Here is a 13,818-nt window from a genome sequence, read left to right on the forward strand (position 1 = left end):
CGCTTACGCCTCCTTGAACGGGAAGCCGAGGTGACGCAGAAGGGCACGGCCCTCGTCGTCGTTGGTCGCCGTGGTCACCACGGTGATGTCCATACCCCGGGTACGGTCGATCTTGTCCTGGTCGATCTCGTGGAACATGACCTGCTCCGTGAGACCGAAGGTGTAGTTGCCGCGGCCGTCGAACTGCTTCGGCGACAGGCCACGGAAGTCGCGGATGCGCGGCAGCGCGAGCGACAGGGTGCGGTCCAGGAACTCCCACATGCGGTCACCGCGGAGGGTGACGTGGGCACCGATCGGCTGGCCCTCGCGCAGCTTGAACTGCGCGATGGACTTGCGGGCCTTGGTGACGGCCGGCTTCTGACCGGTGATCGTGGTGAGGTCGCGGATCGCGCCCTCGATCAGCTTCGAGTCACGGGCGGCGTCGCCGACACCCATGTTGACCACGATCTTCACGAGGCCGGGGATCTGCATGACGTTCTCGTACTTGAACTCGTCACGCAGCTTGCCCGCGATCTCCTCGCGGTACTTCGTCTTGAGACGCGGAGTGGTGGTAGCCATCAGATGTCCTCACCCGTCCGCTTGGCAACGCGGATCTTGTTGCCCTCGTCGTCGAAGCGGAAACCGACACGCGTGACGACCTTCTTGCCGTCCTTCTCCACGACCAGCTGGACGTTGGAGACGTGGACCGGCGCCTCGGTGGTCACGATGCCGCCGGCCTGGTTCGGGCCGGCCTTCGTGTGCTTCTTGACCCGGTTGACACCCTCGACCAGGACGCGGGACTCGGCGGGGTAGGCCGCGATGACCTTGCCCTGCTTGCCCTTGTCCTTGCCGGTGATGACCTGGACCAGGTCGCCCTTCTTGATCTTCATGCTTACAGCACCTCCGGCGCGAGCGAGATGATCTTCATGAACTTCTTCTCGCGCAGCTCACGGCCCACCGGGCCGAAGATACGGGTGCCGCGAGGGTCGCCGTCGTTCTTCAGAATGACGGCGGCGTTCTCGTCGAAGCGGATGTACGAGCCGTCCTGACGACGACGCTCCTTGACGGTGCGAACGATGACCGCCTTGACGACGTCACCCTTCTTCACGTTGCCACCGGGGATCGCGTCCTTGACGGTGGCGACGATGACGTCACCGATGCCCGCGTAGCGGCGACCCGAGCCACCGAGAACACGGATGCAAAGGATCTCCTTGGCACCAGTGTTGTCGGCGACGCGAAGTCGCGACTCCTGCTGGATCACGTCTATCTCCTGATTGTCTGCCGGTTCCCGGCGGGGGCCACTGGTCAGCGGCCCCCACCGAGCCTGGCGGAACTGTTCCTAGGGGGTCCCCCTAGGAGGGATTACTTGGCCTTCTCGAGGATCTCGACGACGCGCCAGTGCTTCGTCGACGACAGCTTCCGGGTCTCCATCAGGAGGACGCGGTCGCCGATGCCGGCAGCGTTCTGCTCGTCGTGAGCCTTGAGCTTGTTCGTACGGCGGATGACCTTGCCGTACAGCGCGTGCTTGACGCGGTCCTCGACGGCGACGACGACGGTCTTGTCCATCTTGTCGCTGACGACCAGGCCCTCGCGGACCTTGCGAGCGTTGCGCTCGGTCTTCTGCTCAGTCACGTTGTTCTCGCTCATCAGGCGTTCTCCACCGTCTCAATGCCGAGCTCACGCTCTCGCATGAGGGTGTAGATCCGGGCGATGTCCTTACGGACCGCCCGGAGACGGCCGTGGTTCTCGAGCTGACCCGTCGCCGCCTGGAAGCGGAGGTTGAACAGCTCTTCCTTGGCCTCGCGGAGCTTGGCCACAAGCTCCTCGTTGCCCAGCTCGCGCAGCTCGGACGCCTTGGTACCGGCCGACATCACAGCTCACCTGCCTCGCGCTTAACGATCTTGCACTTCATCGGCAGCTTGTGAGCCGCACGAGTCAGAGCCTCACGCGCGATCTTCTCGTTCGGGTAGGACAGCTCGAACATCACCCGACCGGGCTTGACGTTCGCGATCCACCACTCCGGCGAACCCTTACCGGAACCCATGCGGGTCTCGGCAGGCTTCTTCGTCAGCGGGCGGTCCGGGTAGATGTTGATCCAGACCTTGCCGCCACGCTTGATGTGGCGGGTCATCGCGATACGCGCGGCCTCGATCTGGCGGTTGGTCACGTAGGCCGGGGTGAGGGCCTGAATGCCGTACTCGCCGAACGCAACCTGCGTGCCACCCTTGGACATGCCGTCGCGCTTCGGGTGGTGCTGCTTGCGGTGCTTGACCCTACGGGGGATCAGCATTTCGGTCAGGCCTCCGTTCCGGTGCTCTCGGCAGCCGGAGCGGCGGCGGCCTCGGCCTTGGGGGCCTCGGCAGCGGAAGCCTGCTGCGGCTTGCGACCGCGACCGCCACGCTCGCCACCGCGGCCACCGCGGCCGGCCGGGCGGTCAGCACCGCCACGGGCCGGACGGTTGCCGGCGCGGGCGGCGGCGTTCTCGGCGCGGACCTCGGCGATGTTCTTGACGTCGCCCTTGTAGATCCAGACCTTCACGCCGATGCGGCCGAAGGTCGTCTTGGCCTCGAAGAAGCCGTACTCGACGTTCGCGCGGAGCGTGTGCAGCGGCACACGACCCTCGCGGTAGAACTCCGAGCGGGACATCTCGGCGCCGCCGAGACGGCCACCACACTGGATCTTGATGCCCTTGGCGCCGGCCTTCATGGCGGACTGCATGCTCTTGCGCATGGCCCGACGGAAGGAGACGCGGGAGGAGAGCTGCTCGGCGACGGCCTGGGCCACGAGCTGAGCGTCGACCTCGGGGTTCTTGACCTCGAGGATGTTCAGCTGGACCTGCTTGCCGGTCAGCTTCTCCAGCTGGCCGCGGATCTTGTCGGCCTCGGCGCCACGGCGACCGATGACAATGCCCGGGCGAGCGGTGTGGATGTCCACGCGGACGCGGTCACGGGTGCGCTCGATCTCAACCTTCGAGATGCCGGCGCGCTCCATGCCGGACGTCAGCATCCGACGGATGGCGACGTCTTCCTTGACGTAGTCCTTGTACAGCTTGTCGGCGTACCAGCGGGACTTGAAGTCCGTGGTGATGCCGAGCCGGAACCCATGCGGGTTAACCTTCTGGCCCATTACCGGGTTCCTTCCTTGCTGCTGACGACCACGGTGATGTGGCTGGTCCGCTTGCGGATCCGGTAGGCACGGCCCTGGGCGCGCGGACGGAACCGCTTCAGGGTCGGACCCTCGTCGACGTACGCCTCGCTGATGAACAGCGAGTTGGCGTCCGTGTGGTCGTAGTTGTGCGCGGCGTTGGCGATGGCGCTGTCGAGCACCTTGCCGACCGGCACGGAGGCTGCCTGCGGAGCGAATCGCAGAACAGCCTGAGCCTCCGTGGCATCCATGCCACGGATCAGGTCCACCACGCGGCGGGCCTTCATGGGCGTGACGCGGATGTACCGCGCCTGGGCCCTGGCTTCCATGGTTGTCCCTTCAGTTACTTACGTGTCTGAATGCGATCCGCTACTAGCGGCGCTTCGACTTCCGGTCTTCCTTGACGTGACCCCGGAAGGTACGCGTCGGCGAGAACTCGCCGAGCTTGTGCCCGACCATCGACTCGGTGACGAACACCGGGACGTGGGTCTTGCCGTTGTGCACCGCGATCGTGTGCCCGAGCATCGCCGGGATGATCATGGAGCGACGGGACCAGGTCTTGATGACGTTCTTGGTACCGGCCTCGTTCTGAGCGTCCACCTTCTTGATGAGGTGGCCGTCGACGAAGGGTCCCTTCTTGAGACTGCGCGGCATCTAAACCCGCTCCTAGCGCTTCTTGTTCGTCTTGCGGCGGCGGACGATGTACTTGTTCGAAGCCTTCTTCGGCGAACGAGTACGACCCTCCTTCTGACCCCACGGGGAGACCGGGTGACGACCACCGGAGGTCTTGCCCTCACCACCACCGTGCGGGTGGTCAACCGGGTTCATCGCCACACCGCGAACGGTCGGGCGGACACCCAGCCAGCGCTTGCGGCCGGCCTTGCCCCAGTTGATGTTCGACTGCTCGGCGTTGCCGACCTCGCCGATGGTGGCACGGCAGCGGGCGTCGACGAGACGGATCTCGCCGGACGGCATGCGGAGGTGGGCCATGGTGCCCTCCTTCGCGAGCAGCTGCACGGAGGCACCCGCGGAGCGGGCGAACTTGGCGCCACCGCCGGGACGGAGCTCGATCGCGTGGATCGTGGTACCGACCGGGATGTTGCGGAGGGCCAGGTTGTTGCCGGGCTTGATGTCCGCGCCCGGGCCGTTCTCGACGCGGTCACCCTGCGTCAGACCCTTGGGAGCGATGATGTAGCGCTTCTCGCCGTCCGCGTAGTGGAGCAGCGCGATGCGCGCGGTGCGGTTGGGGTCGTACTCGATGTGAGCGACCTTGGCCGGCACGCCGTCCTTGTCGTGACGACGGAAGTCGATCACGCGGTAGGCGCGCTTGTGGCCACCGCCCTGGTGACGGACGGTCACACGACCGGTGTTGTTACGGCCGCCCTTGCTGTGCAGGGGGCGGACCAGCGACTTCTCCGGCGTGGACCGCGTGATCTCGACGAAGTCGGCTACGGAGGAGCCACGACGGCCCGGCGTAGTCGGCTTGTACTTGCGGATACCCATTTCTCAGTCCTCGTCCGATATCGGACGACTCGACCGCCGTCAGGCGGTCGGGCCGCCGAAGATGTCGATTCGGTTGCCCTCAGCAAGGGTCACGATGGCGCGCTTGGTGTTGGCGCGCTTGCCGAAACCGGTGCGGGTGCGCTTGCGCTTGCCCTGGCGGTTGATCGTGTTGACCCCGGTGACCTTGACCGAGAAGACCGCCTCGACGGCCTGCTTGATCTGGGTCTTGTTGGAGCCGGGCGCGACGATGAACGTGTACTTGTTCTCGTCGAGCAGGGCGTAGCTCTTCTCGGAGACAACCGGCTTGACGAGGACGTCGCGCGGGTCCGTGAAGGTCTTGCTGGTGATCTCGGCCATCAGGCTTCGTTCCCCTCGTTGTCGTCGGCCTTGGGGCCAGACACGAAGGACTCGAAGGCGGCCTGGGTGAAGACCACGTCGTCGGATCGCATCACGTCGTACGTGTTCAGCTGGCCCGGCTCCAGGATGTGCACCTGGGGCAGGTTGCGGGCGGACAGCCACGCGGCCTCGTCGGCGCGCTCGGCGACCAGGAGCAGGTTCTTGCGCTCCGAGATCTTGCCGAACAGCGTCTTGGCGGCCTTGGTGGAGACGTCACCCTCGACCACGCCGGTGACGACGTGGATGCGGGAGTGGTTCGCCCGGTCGGAGAGGGCACCGCGGAGGGCGGCGGCCTTCATCTTCTTCGGGGTCCGCTGCGAGTAGTCACGCGGCACGGGACCGTGCACGACGCCACCACCGGCGAACTGCGGGGCGCGGGTCGAACCCTGACGGGCGCGGCCGGTGCCCTTCTGGCGGTAAGGCTTCTTGCCACCACCACGGACCTCGCCACGCGTCTTGGTCTTGTGCGTGCCCTGACGGGCAGCGGCCAGCTGCGCGACGACGACCTGGTGGATCAGCGGGACGCTGACCTTGGCTTCGAAGATCTCGGCCGGGAGCTCGATGGTCCCCGCCTTGTCGCCCTCGGGCGACAGAATGTCAATGGTGCTCATATCCTCAGGCCCCCTTGGCCGCGGTGCGGACCAGGACGAGGCCGCCGTTCGGACCAGGAACCGCGCCCTTGATGAGCAGCAGGCCCTTCTCCGCGTCAACGGCGTGAACGGTCAGGTTCTGGGTGGTCACGCGCTCGTTGCCCATGCGGCCGGCCATGCGCATGCCCTTGAAGACGCGGCCCGGGGTGGCGCAGCCACCGATCGAACCGGGCTTGCGGTGCACGCGGTGGGCACCGTGGGAGGCCTTGCCACCACGGAAGTTGTGGCGCTTCATGACACCGGCGAAGCCCTTGCCCTTGCTCTTGCCGGTCACGTCGACCTTGATGCCCGCCTCGAAGACCTCGGCGGTGATCTCCTGGCCGAGGGTGTACTCGCTGGCGTCAGCGGTACGGATCTCGACGAGGTGACGGCGCGGGGTGACGTCGGCCTTGGCGAAGTGGCCCTTGAGGGGCTTGTTCACCTTGCGCGGGTCGATCTCGCCGAAGGCGATCTGGACCGACTCGTAGCCGTCGACGTCGTTCGTACGCACCTGGGTCACGACATTGGGGCCGGCCTTGACGACGGTCACCGGGACGACCCGGTTGTTCTCGTCCCAGACCTGCGTCATGCCGAGCTTCTCGCCCAGGATGCCCTTGATGTTCTTAGCCATCTCGCGCGTCACCTCAGAGCTTGATCTCGATGTCGACGCCAGCCGGGAGGTCGAGACGCATCAGCGAGTCAACCGTCTTCGGCGTGGGGTCGAGGATGTCGATGAGGCGCTTGTGCGTGCGCATCTCGAAGTGCTCGCGCGAGTCCTTGTACTTGTGCGGCGACTTGATGACGCAGTACACGTTCTTCTCAGTGGGCAGCGGCACCGGGCCCGCGACCGACGCACCAGTGCGGGTCACCGTCTCGACGATCTTCTTCGCCGAGGAGTCGATGACCTCGTGGTCGTAGGCCTTGAGCCGGATGCGGATCTTCTGTCCCGCCATGGCTACTTCGTAGTCCTGTCTCTTTGTTAACGCCCTGGAACCCGGTCGGTTCGCGTTCTTCCTCCGACCCACGCGGTCGGGCGTGTCGCACTCCCTCTACGAAGATCTCCCGAAGGATTTCCCAACCAAGGGGGTGCGGGCCGAAGACCGCAGGGCGGGGGTGAACACCCACCGGACGCCTGGCTGGTACCCCGCTCACGCTTCCCGGAAGATTCCCGTACGTCCGCCTCTGATCAGGGGCGACGAGTACTGTGGGACTCGCTTCCGGTCCTCCCGGCGGGAGGCGCGCAGCATCGGCACTCAACCGAGCAACCCCGCTAGTCTGCCATACGGCCCGGGCGGGCCGCCAATCGGGGTCGAAGACTGTACCCCACGTCACGTACGGGTACACGCAGGGGCAGCACGAGGCCCCCGGCGCGCCACGGGCTCAGCCCAGCCGCCGGGCCCGCTCCGTGAGGTGGCGGCGTTCCGGGGCGCTCGTCGTACGGCGGGCCGCCTCGCGGTAGGCGTCGGCGGCCCGCGCGGTCTCGCCCGTCAGCTCCAGCAGGTGCGCTCGGGTCGCCAGGAGCCGGTGGTGGCGGGCGAGCCGCTTGTCGGCGGCGAGGGCGTCGAGGAGGGCGAGCCCGGCCCCGGGGCCGTGGACCATGGCGACCGCCACCGCCCGGTTCAAGCTGACCATGGGGTTCGGCGCGGCGTGCTCCAGCAGGTCGTACAGGGCGAGGATCTGCGGCCAGTCGGTGGCGTCCGCGGACTCCGCCTCGTCGTGGACGGCCGCGATCGCCGCCTGGAGCTGGTACGGCCCCACCCGTCCGCGCGGGAGGGTGCGGCCGAGCAGGGCGACGCCCTCCCCCACCAGGGACGCGTCCCAGCGGCCGCGGTCCTGCTCGGCCAGCGGGACGAGCTCGCCGTGCGGGCCCGTCCGGGCGGGGCGCCGGGCGTCCGTGAGCAGCATCAGGGCCAGCAGTCCCGCGGTCTCGGTGTCGTCGGGGACGAGCCGGTGCAGCAGGCGGGCGAGCCGGATGGCCTCCGTGGAGAGCTCCGGCGCGGTCAGCTCCTCGCCGCCGCTCGCCGTGTACCCCTCGTTGAAGACGAGGTAGAGCACGTGCCGGACCTCGGCGAGCCGGGCGGTGCGGTCCTCGCCCTCGGGCAGCGCGAGCGCGTCGCCCGCGGCGCGGACGGTCTGCTTGGCGCGGCTGATCCGCTGCGCCATCGTCGCCTCCGGCACCAGAAACGCGGCGGCGATCTGCGCGGTGGTGAGGCCGCCGACCGCCCGCAGGGTGAGCGCGATCCGGCTGGGCGGGGACAGGTCCCGGTGGCAGCAGAGGAAGAGCAGCGCGAGGGAGTCGTCCGCGGCCCCCTCCCCCGCCTCGTCGGCGGCGGGCGCGAGCAGCTCCGCGGCCGGGGTGGCCAGGGCCACGGTGTCCTCGCGGCGCCGACGGGCGGCCTCGCTGCGCACCTGGTCCACGTACTTCCGGTGGGCGACGGTCAGCAGCCAGGACACCGGCCGCTCGGGCACCCCCTGCTCCGGCCACTGGCGCGCCGCCGCGATCAACGCCTCCTGTACGGCGTCCTCGCACCCGTAGAAGTCGCCGTGCCGCCGCACGAGCAGGCCGAGGACCCGCGGCGCGCACGCCCGCAGGACGTCCTCGACCCGGACCCCGTCCCCGCCCGCCGGCCCGCCGTCGGACGGGAGGCCGGGCGGGCGGGCGTCGGGGCCGGGCGGGGTGGGAGGGGTGCTCACACGTCCGCCGTGGACTCGTGGAGGACGGGCCACAGTTCGACCGGATCGGTGTCCGCGAAGGGCATGTCGGCGGCGATCTGCTGGGCGCGTTCCAGGGACGCGCAGTCGAGGAGGTAGAAGCTGGCCAGGTACTCCTTCGTCTCCAGGTACGGGCCGTCGGTGACGGTGGGGACGCCGGATTCGCGGCGGACCAGCTGGGCGGCGGCCGCGTCCGCGAGGCCGTAGGCGCCGAGGAGTTCGCCGGTCTCGCGGTACCGGCGGTTGAAGGCCTCCTGGCGGGCGATCGCCTCCGGCCAGGCCTCGGCCGGGAACGCGTCCCACTTGGCCTGGTTGCCGTAGATCATCGCGACGTACTTCATGTCGGGTGTCCTCCCCGTCCCCGCGCGCCCCTGCGGCGCGCTGTCACCCTACGGTCGGAGCCGCCGGGGCGGGCTCGACATCGCCCGGCGGGATCTTCGGAAAAAGATCCCGCCGGGCGCGCGCGTCAGATCACGCCCTGCGCGAGCATGGCGTCGGCGACCCGCTCGAAGCCCGCGATGTTGGCGCCCGTGACGTAGTCGCCGGGGGCGCCGTAGCGTTCCGCGGTCTCGACGCAGGTGCGGTGGATGTCCGTCATGACCCCCGCCAGCTCCTCCTCGACGCGGGCCGCGGACCAGGACGTACGGGAGTGGTTCTGCGCCATCTCCAGGGCGCTGACCGCGACCCCGCCCGCGTTGGCCGCCTTGCCGGGCCCGAAGGCGACGCCGGCCCGCTGGAGGAGGTGCACGGCCTCGGCGGTGGTCGGCATGTTGGCGCCCTCGGCGACGGCCTTGACGCCGTTGCGGACCAGGGCAGCCGCGTCGTTCTCGTCGAGCTCGTTCTGGGTCGCGGAGGGGAGGGCGACGTCCGCCGGGACCTCCCAGACGCGGCCGCCCGGCACGAAGCGGGCGGAGGCGCCGCGCCGCTCGGCGTAGTCGGCCACCCGTCCGCGCTCGACCTCCTTGATCTGCTTCAGCAGGTCCAGGTCGATGCCCTTGTCGTCGTGGACGTAGCCGCTGGAGTCGGAGCAGGTCACCGGGTTCGCGCCGAGCGCGAGGAGCTTCTCGATCGTGTACAGGGCGACGTTTCCGGAGCCGGAGACGACCGCGGTCCTGCCCTCCAGGTCCTCGCCGCGCTCGCGCAGCATCGCCGCGGCGAAGAGCACGCTGCCGTAGCCGGTGGCCTCCGGCCGGATCGCGGAGCCGCCCCAGCCGGTGCCCTTGCCGGTGAGGACGCCGGCCTCCCAGCGGTTGGTGATGCGGCGGTACTGGCCGAAGAGGTAGCCGATCTCGCGGCCGCCGACGCCGATGTCGCCGGCGGGGACGTCGGTGTGCTCGCCGAGGTGCCGGTACAGCTCCGTCATGAAGGACTGGCAGAAGCGCATGACCTCGGCGTCGGAGCGGCCGTGCGGGTCGAAGTCGCTGCCGCCCTTGCCGCCGCCGATGCCCAGGCCCGTCAACGCGTTCTTGAAGATCTGCTCGAAGCCGAGGAACTTGACGATGCCCAGGTTCACCGAGGGGTGGAAGCGCAGGCCGCCCTTGTAGGGGCCGAGGGCGCTGTTGAACTCGACGCGGAAGCCGCGGTTGACCCGCACGCGGCCCCGGTCGTCCTGCCACGGGACCCGGAAGACGATCTGCCGCTCGGGCTCGACGAGCCGCTCCAGGAGCCCCGGCTCGGCGTACTCGGGGCGGGCGGCGAGCACCGGCGCGAGGCTGTCGAGGACCTCGTGGACGGCCTGGTGGAACTCGGGCTGCGCCGGGTTGCGGTGCTCGATCTCGGCACGCAGGGCGTCGAGCGCGGAGCGGGCGCTGCCGGTGGTGGTCGCGGCGGTGGGACGGGACGGCACGGAGTACCCCCTTCTGGCACGGCGGTACGCGCCAGGGAAGCGGTGCGGAGCTCGGCGCCGTTGCCGAGCGTTGACGGGCGGCGTCCTCGCGCGCCCCCGCACCTGTGGGACCGCCGCCGGGCGCAGTGTTACATCCAGGTGAATGCACGCACCAGTAAGCATTCGGGTCCGTCCGGGATGCGAGACGGCGCGGACCATCCCGGAGGCGGCGCGGCGGCGGGCAACCCCGGCCCCGCGCCGGCCGTCTAGCCAGGGACCGACCTTGGGGGAAGGGCCTTCCGCCGTGCACCGACCGTCCCGCCGTACGCTCCTGGCCGCCGCCGTGACCACGGCGCTCACCGGGGGCTGCTCCGTGCCCGCCCCGCGCCCGACCTCCCCGGCGGCGGACCCGGCTCCGGGCAAGCCGTTCGCCGGCGGGGAGCCGCGCCGCGCGCTGCTGCTCCAGATCGTGGCCCACCCCGACGACGACCTGTACTTCATGAACCCGGACGCGCAGCGGCTCCTGGACGCCGGGGTGCCGCTGGTCTCCGTCTACGTGACGGCGGGCGAGCACACCGGCGTCAACCGGATCAAGGGCATGCCGAGGACCCCGCCGGACCGGGCCGCGTACTCCTCCGCCCGCCGCCAGGGCCTGCGGCAGAGCTACGCCCGGGCCCTCGGCCTGCCGCTCTTCGCCCCGTGGCGGCGCGAGGCGCTCGCCCTGGGCGGCGACCGGACGGCCGAGCGGGCGGTCCTCGCGCACGGCGGCCGCCGGGTCGAGCTGATCCACCTCGACCTGCCGATGCACACCCCGCGCCGGTACATGGCGCTGCCCGCCCTGTGGGAGGACCGCGGCCTGGAACTGTCCGCGCACCGCTCGGCCGGCTCGCCGGTCGCCCGCCCGGGGACGTACGACCACGACGGCCTGGTCGCGGCGCTCACCGGGCTGCTGCGCCGCTACCGGCCCACCGTGGTGCACACCCTCGATCCGGACCCGGACGTGCAGCCGAGCCCCGAGGCGGTCCGCCGCCGCGACTCGGAGCAGCCGGGCTACTCGGACCACGGGGACCACACGGCGGCGGCCTGTTTCGCCTGGTCGGCGCTGGTGCGCTGGGTGGCGGAGGAGGTACGGGCCGGGGCGCCGGTCCCGCTCTTCGCCGCGGCCGCCTTCCGCGGCTACTACAACCGGCACTGGCCGAAGAACCTGCCGCCGGCGGTGCTGGCGGGGAAGGCGGCCCGCCTCGTGCCGTACGGCGGCGATCCGTCCTGGGCGTGCGGGAACCCCTCGGGGTGCGGTGACTACGGCGTCGGCGGCGACCGGCCGCTGACCAATCGCAAGGGCTGGGTCCGCTCCACCCACCGCCGCTGGCCGGGCCCCGGCCTCGCGCTCGTCCCGGAGCCGGACGGCCGGCTCGCCGCGTACGGGGTGCTGGGGCTGCGCGCGGTGCGGTGGCGGGAGGCCGCGCCGGGGGTGTGGGGCGACCCCGAGGACCTGGGCGGCGGCCCGCTGGCGCCGGGGCTCGGCTCGGCGGTGCTGCCGGACGGGCGGGTGCTGCTCCTCGGGGTGCGGTTCGCGGCCCTGGAGGGGCACGGCGGGCCCAACCGGCGGGAGGTGGTCCTCCTGGAGCAGCGCTCCCCGGGCGGCCCGTTCCTCGCCTGGCGCGACCTCGGCACCCCTGACCTGGGGGCGGACCGCAGCCGCCGGCTCGGCGCGCCGGTGGCGGTGGCGGCGCCCGACGGCCGGGTCCGGCTGTACGTGCGGAACGCGGCACGGGGCGTCGCCGAGCGGGTCCGCGAGCCGGACGGCGGGTGGGGCCCGTGGCGGGCGCTCCCGGGGGACGCGGTGGTGCAGGACGGGCTCGCCGTCTCGGTGGACGCGGCGGGGCGGACCCATGTGTACGCGGCGGGGCGGGAGTCCGTACGGCACTGGGTGGACGGCCGGGAAGCGCCGGGGGTGCTGCCGCTGTCGGGTTCGACGGTGGCGAGCGCGGGCGGCGCGCTGTGGTTCCGGGCGCCGGCCTCGGCGCGGCTGCTCGACCCGGACGGCGGGGACGCGGGCCTGGACGGCTACGGCGAGGTGCGGGCGGCCCGCTCGGCGGCGCTCGGCCCGGTGCTGCTCGGCACGGACACCGAGGGCCGGGCGTGCGTCCGGTACGGCGGGCGGCTGCGGACCCGGACGGAGGCGCCGGCGGCATCGGCGGCCGCGCTGCACGTGGACGCCGACGGGGTGACGGTGGCGGGCCTCGGCCCGGACGGCCGGCCCTGGTCCTGGCGGCCGTAGGAGGCGGTCGCGGGAGAGGCGACCGTAGGAAGTGGCCCCGGGACGCGAGAAGGCCCCGCACCTCGCGGTGCGGGGCCTTCCCCAACTGCTAGCAGCTCGTACGAGCTACCAGGTCAGTTCAAGATCAGGCGTTGATCTTGACGACCTGGCCGGCGCCGACGGTCCGGCCACCCTCACGGATGGCGAACTTGAGGCCCTCCTCCATGGCGACGGGCTGGATCAGCTCGACGGTCATGGAGGTGTTGTCGCCCGGCATGACCATCTCGGTGCCCTCGGGGAGGGTCACGACGCCGGTCACGTCCGTGGTACGGAAGTAGAACTGCGGGCGGTAGTTGTTGAAGAACGGGGTGTGACGGCCACCCTCGTCCTTCGACAGGATGTACGCCTGGGCCTCGAAGGAGGTGTGCGGCGTGACCGAGCCCGGCTTGATGATGACCTGGCCGCGCTCGACGTCCTCGCGCTTGATGCCACGGAGGAGCAGACCGACGTTCTCACCGGCCTGGCCCTCGTCGAGCAGCTTGCGGAACATCTCGATGCCGGTGACCGTGGTGGTGGTCTTCTCGGTCTTGATGCCGATGATGTCGACGGTCTCGTTGACCTTGAGGACACCACGCTCGATACGACCGGTGACGACGGTGCCACGACCGGTGATCGTGAAGACGTCCTCGATCGGCATCAGGAACGGCTTGTCGACGTCACGCTCGGGCTGCGGGATGGACTCGTCCACGGCCTTCATGAGGCCGAGGAGCTTCTCGCCCCACTCCTTGTCGCCCTCGAGGGCCTTGAGCGCGGAGACGCGGACGACCGGCAGGTCGTCGCCCGGGAACTCGTACTCGGAGAGGAGCTCACGGACCTCGAGCTCGACGAGCTCCAGGATCTCCTCGTCGTCCACCATGTCGGCCTTGTTCAGGGCGACGACGATGTACGGAACGCCGACCTGGCGGGCCAGGAGCACGTGCTCCTTGGTCTGCGGCATCGGGCCGTCGGTGGCGGCGACCACGAGGATGGCGCCGTCCATCTGCGCGGCACCCGTGATCATGTTCTTGATGTAGTCCGCGTGACCGGGGCAGTCGACGTGGGCGTAGTGACGCGACTCGGTCTGGTACTCGACGTGCGCGATCGAGATCGTGATACCGCGCTGGCGCTCCTCGGGAGCCTTGTCGATCTGGTCGAAGGCCGAGGCCTCGTTCAGGTCCGGGTACGCGTCGTGCAGCACCTTGGTAATGGCGGCCGTGAGGGTCGTCTTACCGTGGTCGATGTGACCGATGGTGCCGATGTTGACGTGCGGCTTAGTCCGCTCGAACTTCGCCTTCGCCACTGGGGTCCTCCTGGAGTGGTTCTGAACGCCT

The 13,818-nt window shown here is 70.2% G+C and carries 19 protein-coding genes; 1 reads left to right on the forward strand and 18 read right to left on the reverse strand.

Features of this window, described 5'->3' with window-relative positions:
- Positions 1–3: 3 nt before the first annotated feature.
- The 17 genes from rplE to gdhA all read right to left on the reverse strand — a co-directional run bounded on the left by rplE (position 4) and on the right by gdhA (position 10,371).
- A complete protein-coding gene (rplE, locus tag ACFZCF_RS09730) occupies positions 4–561 on the reverse strand; it encodes a 50S ribosomal protein L5 (protein WP_106979021.1) in 558 nt (185 codons plus the stop codon).
- Positions 558–869, reverse strand: a complete 312-nt coding sequence (rplX, locus tag ACFZCF_RS09735; RefSeq protein ID WP_030759367.1) for a 50S ribosomal protein L24 — start codon at positions 867–869, stop codon at positions 558–560. Before rplX ends, rplE begins: the two co-directional genes overlap by 4 nt.
- 2 nt (positions 870–871) lie before the next feature.
- On the reverse strand, positions 872–1,240 hold the full coding sequence (rplN, locus tag ACFZCF_RS09740; protein ID WP_003956455.1) for a 50S ribosomal protein L14: 369 nt from the start codon (positions 1,238–1,240) through the stop codon (positions 872–874).
- A gap of 101 nt (positions 1,241–1,341) precedes the next feature.
- Positions 1,342–1,626 (reverse strand): 30S ribosomal protein S17, encoded by a 285-nt coding sequence (gene rpsQ, locus ACFZCF_RS09745; protein ID WP_388437680.1) that lies wholly within the window; start codon positions 1,624–1,626, stop codon positions 1,342–1,344.
- Complete coding sequence (gene rpmC, locus ACFZCF_RS09750) at positions 1,626–1,850, reverse strand: 50S ribosomal protein L29 (RefSeq protein WP_030494258.1); 225 nt, start codon at positions 1,848–1,850, stop codon at positions 1,626–1,628. Before rpmC ends, rpsQ begins: the two co-directional genes overlap by 1 nt.
- Positions 1,850–2,269, reverse strand: coding sequence for a 50S ribosomal protein L16 (gene rplP, locus ACFZCF_RS09755; RefSeq protein WP_105868301.1), 420 nt, complete (start codon positions 2,267–2,269; stop codon positions 1,850–1,852). The genes rpmC and rplP overlap by 1 nt, the downstream gene beginning before the upstream one ends.
- 5 nt (positions 2,270–2,274) lie before the next feature.
- Positions 2,275–3,105 (reverse strand): 30S ribosomal protein S3, encoded by an 831-nt coding sequence (rpsC, locus tag ACFZCF_RS09760; protein ID WP_388437684.1) that lies wholly within the window; start codon positions 3,103–3,105, stop codon positions 2,275–2,277.
- A complete protein-coding gene (rplV, locus tag ACFZCF_RS09765) occupies positions 3,105–3,452 on the reverse strand; it encodes a 50S ribosomal protein L22 (RefSeq protein ID WP_055517281.1) in 348 nt (115 codons plus the stop codon). The genes rpsC and rplV overlap by 1 nt, the downstream gene beginning before the upstream one ends.
- A gap of 43 nt (positions 3,453–3,495) precedes the next feature.
- Entirely contained in the window at positions 3,496–3,777 is a 282-nt protein-coding gene (gene rpsS / locus ACFZCF_RS09770; RefSeq protein WP_030759378.1) for a 30S ribosomal protein S19, read from the reverse strand.
- Between the two features lie 12 nt (positions 3,778–3,789).
- Complete coding sequence (gene rplB / locus ACFZCF_RS09775) at positions 3,790–4,626, reverse strand: 50S ribosomal protein L2 (protein ID WP_030494254.1); 837 nt, start codon at positions 4,624–4,626, stop codon at positions 3,790–3,792.
- Positions 4,627–4,665: 39 nt separating this feature from the next.
- The gene (gene rplW, locus ACFZCF_RS09780; RefSeq protein ID WP_030759382.1) at positions 4,666–4,983 is read right to left on the reverse strand and encodes a 50S ribosomal protein L23; all 318 of its coding nucleotides are present in this window, start codon (positions 4,981–4,983) and stop codon (positions 4,666–4,668) included.
- Positions 4,983–5,633, reverse strand: a complete 651-nt coding sequence (gene rplD, locus ACFZCF_RS09785; protein WP_388437689.1) for a 50S ribosomal protein L4 — start codon at positions 5,631–5,633, stop codon at positions 4,983–4,985. Before rplD ends, rplW begins: the two co-directional genes overlap by 1 nt.
- A gap of 4 nt (positions 5,634–5,637) precedes the next feature.
- Positions 5,638–6,282: a 50S ribosomal protein L3 gene (gene rplC, locus ACFZCF_RS09790; protein ID WP_189948240.1), complete on the reverse strand. Its 645-nt coding sequence runs from the start codon at positions 6,280–6,282 to the stop codon at positions 5,638–5,640.
- Between the two features lie 13 nt (positions 6,283–6,295).
- Complete coding sequence (gene rpsJ / locus ACFZCF_RS09795) at positions 6,296–6,604, reverse strand: 30S ribosomal protein S10 (protein ID WP_003948644.1); 309 nt, start codon at positions 6,602–6,604, stop codon at positions 6,296–6,298.
- Between the two features lie 427 nt (positions 6,605–7,031).
- Positions 7,032–8,243 carry a DUF6596 domain-containing protein gene (locus tag ACFZCF_RS09800; protein WP_391286016.1) on the reverse strand — a complete coding sequence of 404 codons (1,212 nt, stop codon included), beginning with the start codon at positions 8,241–8,243 and terminating at the stop codon, positions 7,032–7,034.
- Between the two features lie 98 nt (positions 8,244–8,341).
- On the reverse strand, positions 8,342–8,704 hold the full coding sequence (locus ACFZCF_RS09805; RefSeq protein WP_388437692.1) for a YciI family protein: 363 nt from the start codon (positions 8,702–8,704) through the stop codon (positions 8,342–8,344).
- A gap of 125 nt (positions 8,705–8,829) precedes the next feature.
- Positions 8,830–10,371, reverse strand: a complete 1,542-nt coding sequence (gdhA, locus tag ACFZCF_RS09810; protein ID WP_388437695.1) for an NADP-specific glutamate dehydrogenase — start codon at positions 10,369–10,371, stop codon at positions 8,830–8,832.
- Between the two features lie 121 nt (positions 10,372–10,492).
- Between gdhA and ACFZCF_RS09815 the strand changes: the two genes are divergently transcribed.
- Positions 10,493–12,469 carry a PIG-L family deacetylase gene (locus ACFZCF_RS09815; protein WP_391285745.1) on the forward strand — a complete coding sequence of 659 codons (1,977 nt, stop codon included), beginning with the start codon at positions 10,493–10,495 and terminating at the stop codon, positions 12,467–12,469.
- Positions 12,470–12,593: 124 nt separating this feature from the next.
- Here ACFZCF_RS09815 and tuf read toward each other — a convergent pair whose 3' ends face one another.
- Complete coding sequence (gene tuf, locus ACFZCF_RS09820; protein ID WP_381722348.1) at positions 12,594–13,787, reverse strand: elongation factor Tu; 1,194 nt, start codon at positions 13,785–13,787, stop codon at positions 12,594–12,596.
- Between the last annotated feature and the right edge of the window lie 31 nt (positions 13,788–13,818).

The sequence above is a fragment of the Streptomyces sp. NPDC007945 genome, assembly GCF_042958885.1.
In the GTDB taxonomy this organism is placed as follows: Bacteria; Actinomycetota; Actinomycetes; order Streptomycetales; family Streptomycetaceae; genus Streptomyces.